The following is an 8,131-nucleotide window of genomic DNA, read 5'->3' as shown; positions in this document are numbered from 1 at the left end:
GACGGGTCACCCCTATCTCAGGCGGACATCTGGTCTAGTGGGTCACCTGCCTCGGAGTGTGCCATTGTTCCGAGCAGCGGCGGCGGCGTGCAAGCGGCTGTGCCGCATGAGCGCCTGAGCCGCCGAGGGCGTATGCGTCATTGCGCTGCTTGCGCCGCCTTTGCCGGCGCTTGCCGTTCCACAGGAAGGGTGTGGGATGCCGGTTCCACGCTTGTGCGGTCTGCTCGAACCAGGTGCCGATCTCAGTCGGGTTCTGTGGATGCTGGCCGTCGAGCGTACGGCGCTTGAGGATCCGCTGGATGGACTCCGCCATGTTCAACCAGCTGCCGTCGAGCGGGTGTAGAGCGGCATGACGCCGTGCTCGCATAGCCAGACCACCATCTCCGGTGTTTTGTGGCCAGCAAGGTTGTCCCAAACCAGGAGCATGCGCAGTGGTGGCAGCTCGGCGGGTAAGGTGAAGCGCACGGCCAAGCCGTCCTGCCAGGCTTCCCACGCGGCACGGCTTGTCGTTGCATCCGCCAGCGCGGCGGGTGGCGGCAGCGTCGCCAAGACCATTTCCAGCCGCTCCTTGAGCCAGCCATGCAGCACCGGGTTGGTGCAGCTGCTGACTGGCTGGAGGTGAACCTGCCCGCTGGCAGGATGGAACAGGGTGAGGATCTTGCAGGTGCCGCCTCGGACATACCCATGCGGCTGGGTTGCGGGTTCGCCTTGCGGCCGCCAGCTGCTGCCCGGCTGCGGCACAGCCTGGAACGGACCCGCCTCGTCCTCGCACCAGACGGCCAGGCCGAGCGAGGCGCCAAGCGTGTAGGCCCGCTCGATTAGCCCCTTTTTATGTCGGCATCTGGATCAATGACGGTGACCGGGCCCGTATGCTTGCGCTGGCGCAGCCCGTCTCGCAACAGCTCCGCTCCTTCTGCCAGCGGTATCCGACCGCCTGCAGGACACGTCCAACTGTGGAGGTGGTGATGCCGGGCAGGCCATCTTTGGCCCGGCGCAGCGAATCCCGCAGTGTCGTCAGCGACCATTTCGCCGTACCGTCCCGGGCCCGCTCCGGCACCCGGACAACTTCGGCCAGAATACGCCGCTGTTCGGCCTCGCCATAGCGGACCCGATGGCCACCACCATGGCGCGGCACCACACCAGCCAAACCGTCCCGGTTGAAGCCCGCCACCCAGCGCGCCACGGTGTCGCCGACCTCGCGGCCCACCAGGTGCGCCGCTGCCGTGTAGTTCTGCCCTTCGGCCACGGCCAGCAATGCCCGGGCACGCGCAACCTGCGCCGCCGGTGCACTCTGCGATCGGCTCAGCCGCCAGAGCGAGGTCCGCTCCGCCTCACTGAGTGAACGGAGTGGATCTTTGTGCCGCCGTGACATGGGTCGCCTCGCCATCGGAAGCAGAAACTATGGCACACTCCGAGGCAGGTGACCCACTAGAGAGCTTCCAGAGCGTCATCGCCCCGAAGAAAAGCAGTATTGCGCACTCGATCACGGACATGAGACGGTGGGCAGCAGCCCGGGAGGGAAACGACTATGTCCTTCGTACGCATCGCGACGCTGGATGGCGGTGAGATCATCGTGGCGGTAGCAAGCGTGTACCGAATACGACCTAGTCTACCCACGGCCGAGATGCCAAACGCTACAAAAATTGAGTTCGGACTGGATCGGCAGTACACTCGCGAAGGCGTCCACCAACTCGCAGAGAGACTCAGGCAGGCTGGGGCCATACTTCTGCAATTGACGTCGGCGAACAGAGAACCGGTGTATTTAAGCCGGAGCGCCATTTCCTCTGTCAAGCCAGCTGACCCACAACAGGACCCTCCGGAAGCTCGGTCGGTAATCACAGTCTCTGGTCGACGGCACGTTGTGATGGAAACGCCGCAGGAAGTGAATGCATTGCTTGGGGTCGCGTAGCAGCAGAATCGAGACCCCCGCGGTGAGGCGGCATAACGCGCGGCGTTACCGCGGCGCATGATAGCTGCGGGGGAGTGCAGATCCTGTGCGCCCCTTGAAAATCACTCGGCGTGCTCGACAGGGTGGGAACCGAACAAGCCGTTACAAACAGCTTGACCGGCTAGAGACTGCAGTGCTGTCATACCCCAGAATGTTCAACCCTATGCGAGGTCGGCTCTATGGATACGCAGCAGACGGTAGAGACCGCCGGCACGTCCGACGTGCCCCACATTTCGGCTCAGAAGGCAGCCGCAGCCAAGAATGCCGCCTTGGAGAACGCGCTGGAGCAGCTTGAGAATCTTGCCATCGGCACCGTCGAGTCGTTCGACAGCTACGACTCATTGGAAGCGGGATGTTTGTCGTGCTCGGGCGTGAAGATTTCTACAGACTGAAGTCGGCTCTTACCTGCCCCCAACCGACCGCGCGATAGAGGACAGCCGATGCCTTCCCACCCAAAGATGGCCGCGCTCATCCACAATGACGGGATGGAACCCACCATCCCAAAAGGCAGTATCGCTGTTGCCGAATATCGCGATTTGAGTGTCGATCGGTGGACCGTGGTTGGCTACAGGTCTCAGATGACGATTGACCAATGTGCTTTCATTGCAGGCCGCGAATCAGCACACCTTCGGCAGATCGGCGCTGCAGAAGTCAAAAAATTCTATGCGGAACACTTCGCAGTTTTCGGTCCACTGCGTATGAATCGCGTCGGACGTGTCGTTGGCCTGCCGAATGAGACCATCATGTTGGACCAATCGGGTCTCTACATTAACGGAAGCCATATCTCTCCCCCGAAAGAGCTGCAGTCTATATACAGCAATGTGGCCGAAGCTGCGTTCAAGCCATATTTTTCCGCCGGCCCGATTACCATTCCCGATCATCAGGTATTCATCCTCCAGGACAATCTTTTGTCGGGAAACGATTCGCGTAGCCTCGGCACCGTCAAGCTGACGTCAGTTCTAGGTCGGTTGAACGACCTCATTCCTCCTCATGAGGTCACTGCGGCCGCGCTTCGGAGTGGCACCTCACGGGTACCGGCCGATGTACTCCAGGATCTCGAAGAGCAGCACGGCCCCATCTCGACCTGGGTTCGGAGCAACTGAGTTTCCTCAGCATCGAAGCGTGGCACCCACTGCTCGCAACGCAGACCGGCTTGGTGGCCTTAGCCGTACGGCTCGGATCTACTTGTCGGGCGCCCCAAGATTGAGGCAGGCGCGAATGCACCGATGTCGCGGTTCGCAACGTATTGTGGCCACATGGTCAAGGCCACAGAAAACGCGCATCGGGCTGAAAGGGTGGATCTGATGCCTGAGCGACCTGCACCTCTTGTCGGTTGTCATCAGAGAGGCAGTGCGAAGCATCTTTCGCGGCTTGGCGATGCGGTCGATTTGATGCCGATATCCGTCGGTGGGACTGGAGCGCCTGGCTAGGATGAGCGCTCGGATAGCGATATTGGGGAAGTTTCCGCCAACTGTGGGGCAGGTAAGCACCCTCAATTTTTGGCTAGCCATTGGTTTGAAGCGTCTCGGCCACGATGTAATCGTCTGTTCTGACAGCATGTCGACGGTCAAGGACGCGGTCCGAGCGCACACTGACGAATCGCTCGCAAGGCCGCCTGCTGAACTTGCGAATATCGAGGTTCAGTACGCCGACATCGAGGACCCGACACTCTATCTACCCTTTGCGAACATTGAATTCACAAAATTTCTTTCCAAGTCTTTTGCGGCGCTGAAGAGTTTTCGTCCGGATGTTCTGCTCTCTCATTACCTCGAGCCGTACGCTCTTGTCGGTCATTTCGTCGCGGAGGCGTTGAGGATCCCGCATGTGATAACCCATGCGGGGACTGACGCGGTTCGACTCTGCTCCGACGAGGCGATCGCCGAAGTTTACCGGGAGGTTGCACAAAAGGCCCGACGTTTCGTCGCGAAGTCTCGGATTGCGGCCGAACGGTTTGGAGCGGCCCTCGATGGACCGCGCCCGGCCCCCTACTTTCCGCCTTCAGAATACTTCCAAGCAACAGATGCGCCTACTACCTTTCGCTCCTTGCTTACCGCAAAATTTGGGTTGAGCAAGGACGAGCCCATATTTGGCTTCTACGGCAAATTCACACGCGGTAAGTGTCTATTCGAATTGCTTACTGCTTTTACAGAATTTCGGAACGCCCATGCATCTGGCAAGCTGTGCTTGGTCGGAGCGCCCTTAAACAACGGGCTCAACCTAGCCGAAGACGCGGCTTCATGCCGCATTCTTGACCATGTCTCTATCCACAAGCCTTTGCCGAATTGGCAAATTCCGGATTTCATTCAGTCTTGCACAGCAGTCGTGTATCTAAAGGAAGCGTACAAAGTTGCCCAGCACAGATCTATAGTACCTCGTGAAGTCTTGGCATGCGGCGCCCGTCTCATTGCAACTGACGAATCACTGCTCGGGGTTCCCGAAGCCTTGAAATCTTCCGGCGATCTACTCATGGCTCGAGGGCCGGATGTCACACGCTCGCTAGTCACAGCAATGGCCATCGCCGCTGAGTGCAAACGCCGTCCACGGCAGACTGATGAACTAAGTCACCGACAGCTTCATCAGGATTATATTTGCTCCTGGGAGAAAATACTTCTTCAGGCGACGAGGTGAGGTATGGAGGCATTCAATCACTTCCTGGCGGACATAAATCGTCAGCTAGTGTCGGCATCTACCGACAAAGAGCGCGTTGATGTCGCCGGAGACACGCTTAAGACCTACATAACTCGTCCGGACTTCGTCCACTCGTGCATTGAGCGTTGCCTAATGACAATGCAGAATGGCAGGTCACGGTGGCGAAACCCACAAATCGCCGAGGACATCGACGCTGGCTATCTAATGCGAATGCTCTTCTGGCCTGCCAGATTCAAAGGGGACATTCACAGGCACAACCGCTGGACTGTAACAGGTGTTGTGTCCAACGCGATTGACGCCATTTTGTATGATGATGCAGGTGAGAAAGAAGTAAAGCGCTTTTCGGGCATCGCGGGCGACATTGGTAAAGTAGTGCCCCCATGTGTCCATGCCGCCGAAAATGTGGGAGATGTTCCGGCGGTTACACTTGCGGTTTTTTGTAGAACTCCGAAAAGTCAGCAATTTGGGGACGAGGTAGAATGGATCACCGAGACACAAGAGGGAAAATACGCTGCAGGCATCTTTGACCGCGCTCTCCGGGCTTTCATATTCATGATCAATCACAGCCCAACAGAGCGGTCACTCCATCTTCTTGACACGATATATATTTTGGCTCGCCCATCAATGAAGCTTCTCGCCATTAAGGCAATGGCGCGAATTGATCCAATTCGGGGCCTCCGTCGGCTAGAGGATGCTTACCACTATCTTGATGGTCCCGACGACAAGGCTCAGGTGGCCCGAGCGGCCCAGTTACTCCGCGAGGCCATCCGTGCCTGACGAGTTCATCCACCCCGACGGTTCCGATGTCTTCGTTGCCAGGTATGTTGCGAGTGCCGATCTCCGGCTCAAATTGCAGGACGTCCTTGCATCAGCACAAGATAACAGCCCTGCCGGACAGCATGATAAGAGGCCAGACTTAGATTCGCCAGGCTGGCGCTGGTTTCGAAAGAACCGAGTGGGCTTGGACGCCTTAGCTCGATTGAACTGCGAAAGGGCAAGTCGTAGCCTCAGTGTGCGCTTCGCGTCAGTTCGGACGGCGCTCGGGGCCGAGCAGTTTTCCAATTATCTCGCTGCCTTTTTGGGCCACGCCGAGATCTCCCTGAGCGCTGACAGCAGCAAGCTCGAGGACGAGTGCTTCAGTTGGCTTTGCAGACAGGTGTCTGGCGGCGACTTGAAACTAGCCTTGCATCGCGATCGCGCCCGGATGCTCTGTGACCGTCAGTTGAGAGATCTACCGCTGATAGCCACGGCTGCTGGTCTCAGGGGGCTGCGGTACGCAGTCACCAGCCGTACGTTGATCGAGGTAGAGCTGCTCACTGCGGACGACCTTATGTCGGGCACCGTTCAAATATTCGAGCCGTGCTTTGAGACAGGGAAAGTCCGAGCACTCACCGTACCGGTGGAAAAATTTCGGGCAGCCGCTTTTGTCTCGGCTGAAGGCGCAGAAGATGGCGAATAATTCGGGCGATGTACGCCTTCAAATCAACGCCATGACGCGGAAGTTCTTAACCGAAGCTGACGCACTGCTGGATGGGTACGAGATCGTCCTGGAGAATGAAATTCGGCATCGCGGATTGCGGCTACCAAGCCCGGACAAGCCCGTTAGCATTCATTCGGTCAGCGTTTTTCCTGCGGAACTAGGCCACAGTGATCTTGACGCCGTGAAGCGATTTCTGGATGAGAATAGAGATTATAGATTTGATTTGTTTAGTATCCATCTTGCTAGGGACGCCCTTTCGGGCATTTCGACCGGCCGCCTGATGCCAATTTCATATAACCGCTCCACCCTCGACGTCATGGCCGCCTCGATATCGAAGATAGCCAAGGCGGTCTCTCTCCCCCTTCTCATAGAGAACGTGTCAGAATACTACCAGTGTATAGATGCCGAGATGGATGCGTTGGATTTCTTACACGAACTTTCTTCCCGCACGGGAACTTCAATTTTGTTTGACGTCAATAATTTTCTGATAAATACGGCAAATTTCGGAGGAAATATTGAGCGCTGGCAAGAATTCATAAGCCATGGGCGTGTTCGAGAGATACATCTTGCCGGAAATCGGATGGTTGCAGGCTACGCTGTCGACACCCATGACTCGCCTGTATCTGAGGACGCTCTGATGATTGTGAGAACCATAACGCAGCAGGCGTCAGGACCTATCACCGTGGTGTTAGAACGCGATGCCAACTTGGGCGGTTCGGGTGATCTGCTTAGCGAGCTATCCAGAGTTCGAGACGCGCTCTCAGTTTAATTCCAGACCACGAGTGCTGGAGTATGGCCAGCCGGAGGCATTGCGCGCCGCCTTAACCCGGGGCGGGACCACTGCGGCCAGGAGCTTGTGCGTCCCGGGTAGGTTCTGCGCCCACACACGTCACAGGCCGGTCCATGCCATCACTTCGAGTGGGTCCAGCTTGTCCGCGGCCAGGCGGATGGCCGGCTGGCCTGTAGCGCAATCCTGGGCGGCCTCAGGACGGCTGCGGTGCCGATAGTGGTAGTCGGCGGGTGGCAGTGCATGCCGGCAGGGGCGCCAGGGGGCCGCCCAGGTAGTCCCCCTATGGGTGGCTCTGGGTCCTTCCGGGAACCAACTGGTTACCTGGGGCGGGCGCGGAGCCCGGTGTTACGGCTGATTCGGTAGGTGGAAGGCCGATTTAGGGAGAGGGGCAGAGGGAACCGTTACTCCATTCGGCGCTCCGGGGGCACAGGAAGGCCGATTGTGCGGAAGCGTCGCTAATCGCTCGACCGGTTAGTCCACCGCGTAGACTCGAAAGGGCCGGGGTGCCGGCGTTTCCGCCGGGCTCGCGTTCTGGTGTCCAATGTCGGGCGTTCCGCCGGCGAGCATCGACAGATGCACACCGCCATATCCACCGCGATTAGGAGCTGCTCAAGCCGGGCCTCAATCGATTCCTCTAGGTCGCGCACTGCTGTCTGCGCGGCCTTGAGGATTCGGAGTGCATGTTCGTTCGCGTACATAGTTCACTGTCCGGAGATTTGTCGGATAGTCGGCACACGACGCTATGTGCCCTGTATGGTCAATGCCGCAACCACCTAAGTTAGCCATCATCCCGAAAAACCAATATGCCGGCTCAACTAATCCCTGGCAGGTATGCCGGTGCGTAGAAAAAGCGATTGCCCGAATGCCCGATTGCCCTGGTGCCTTATTACCCCTATAGAGAAATTCGTTCTATATGATATCGTATCCTTTGCGTTTTTCTCCTTCCTTCATATTATACCATTCTATCTATCTATTCGGGCAGTAGAAGAAGAAAGGTATATATAATAAGGAATTAGCGATGCCCGAAAGGGTGTGGCCGAATAGTTCGTTTCGGACGCTTAAAAGGCGTATTCGGCCAATTTCGGTCAGTGCGCCCCCCGTGGCGGAAGGGCGCCGGCACAAGGATATACCGGAATAATGGTGCAGCAGGGCTGTTGCTCGAAACCGGGCAAGTCGGGGCAGTGACCGGATAGCCCTATCCGGGCGGCGAAATGCCCGTTTTAGGCCCCCGGAAGCCCCGAATCGTCACAATTCGTCCGATAAG

Annotated in this window: 9 protein-coding genes; 6 read left to right on the top strand and 3 right to left on the bottom strand. The window is 57.9% G+C overall.

What is annotated here, in order from left to right:
- Window positions 1-34: 34 nt before the first annotated feature.
- The 3 genes from QWZ14_RS26845 to QWZ14_RS26835 all read right to left on the bottom strand — a co-directional run bounded on the left by QWZ14_RS26845 (window position 35) and on the right by QWZ14_RS26835 (window position 1,255).
- A complete protein-coding gene (locus QWZ14_RS26845; protein ID WP_290320106.1) occupies window positions 35-313 on the bottom strand; it encodes a hypothetical protein in 279 nt (92 codons plus the stop codon).
- Window positions 314-315: 2 nt separating this feature from the next.
- On the bottom strand, window positions 316-741 hold the full coding sequence (locus tag QWZ14_RS26840) for a hypothetical protein (RefSeq protein WP_290320104.1): 426 nt from the start codon (window positions 739-741) through the stop codon (window positions 316-318).
- An 88-nt stretch (window positions 742-829) separates the two neighbouring features.
- Entirely contained in the window at window positions 830-1,255 is a 426-nt protein-coding gene (locus tag QWZ14_RS26835) for a helix-turn-helix domain-containing protein (protein ID WP_290320103.1), read from the bottom strand.
- An 872-nt stretch (window positions 1,256-2,127) separates the two neighbouring features.
- On the opposite strand from QWZ14_RS26835, the gene QWZ14_RS26830 reads away from it, so the two are divergent.
- The 6 genes from QWZ14_RS26830 (at window position 2,128) to QWZ14_RS26805 (ending at window position 6,846) form a co-directional block, all read left to right on the top strand.
- On the top strand, window positions 2,128-2,340 hold the full coding sequence (locus QWZ14_RS26830; RefSeq protein ID WP_290320102.1) for a hypothetical protein: 213 nt from the start codon (window positions 2,128-2,130) through the stop codon (window positions 2,338-2,340).
- Between the two features lie 66 nt (window positions 2,341-2,406).
- Window positions 2,407-3,051, top strand: a complete 645-nt coding sequence (gene lepB, locus QWZ14_RS26825; protein WP_290320101.1) for a signal peptidase I — start codon at window positions 2,407-2,409, stop codon at window positions 3,049-3,051.
- 328 nt (window positions 3,052-3,379) lie between these two features.
- Window positions 3,380-4,576, top strand: coding sequence for a glycosyltransferase (locus QWZ14_RS26820; RefSeq protein ID WP_290320100.1), 1,197 nt, complete (start codon window positions 3,380-3,382; stop codon window positions 4,574-4,576).
- Window positions 4,577-4,579: 3 nt separating this feature from the next.
- Window positions 4,580-5,374 (top strand): hypothetical protein, encoded by a 795-nt coding sequence (locus QWZ14_RS26815; RefSeq protein ID WP_290320099.1) that lies wholly within the window; start codon window positions 4,580-4,582, stop codon window positions 5,372-5,374.
- The gene (locus QWZ14_RS26810) at window positions 5,367-6,056 is read left to right on the top strand and encodes a hypothetical protein (RefSeq protein WP_290320098.1); all 690 of its coding nucleotides are present in this window, start codon (window positions 5,367-5,369) and stop codon (window positions 6,054-6,056) included. The genes QWZ14_RS26815 and QWZ14_RS26810 overlap by 8 nt, the downstream gene beginning before the upstream one ends.
- Window positions 6,046-6,846: a DUF692 domain-containing protein gene (locus QWZ14_RS26805; RefSeq protein ID WP_290320097.1), complete on the top strand. Its 801-nt coding sequence runs from the start codon at window positions 6,046-6,048 to the stop codon at window positions 6,844-6,846. The genes QWZ14_RS26810 and QWZ14_RS26805 overlap by 11 nt, the downstream gene beginning before the upstream one ends.
- Window positions 6,847-8,131: the final 1,285 nt, after the last annotated feature.

The organism is Paeniroseomonas aquatica (assembly GCF_030409335.1).
Taxonomy (GTDB): Bacteria; Pseudomonadota; Alphaproteobacteria; order Acetobacterales; family Acetobacteraceae; genus Belnapia; species Belnapia aquatica.
The sequence above is the reverse complement of the archived record's forward strand: the minus strand, read 5'-3'. Positions and strand labels throughout refer to the sequence as shown.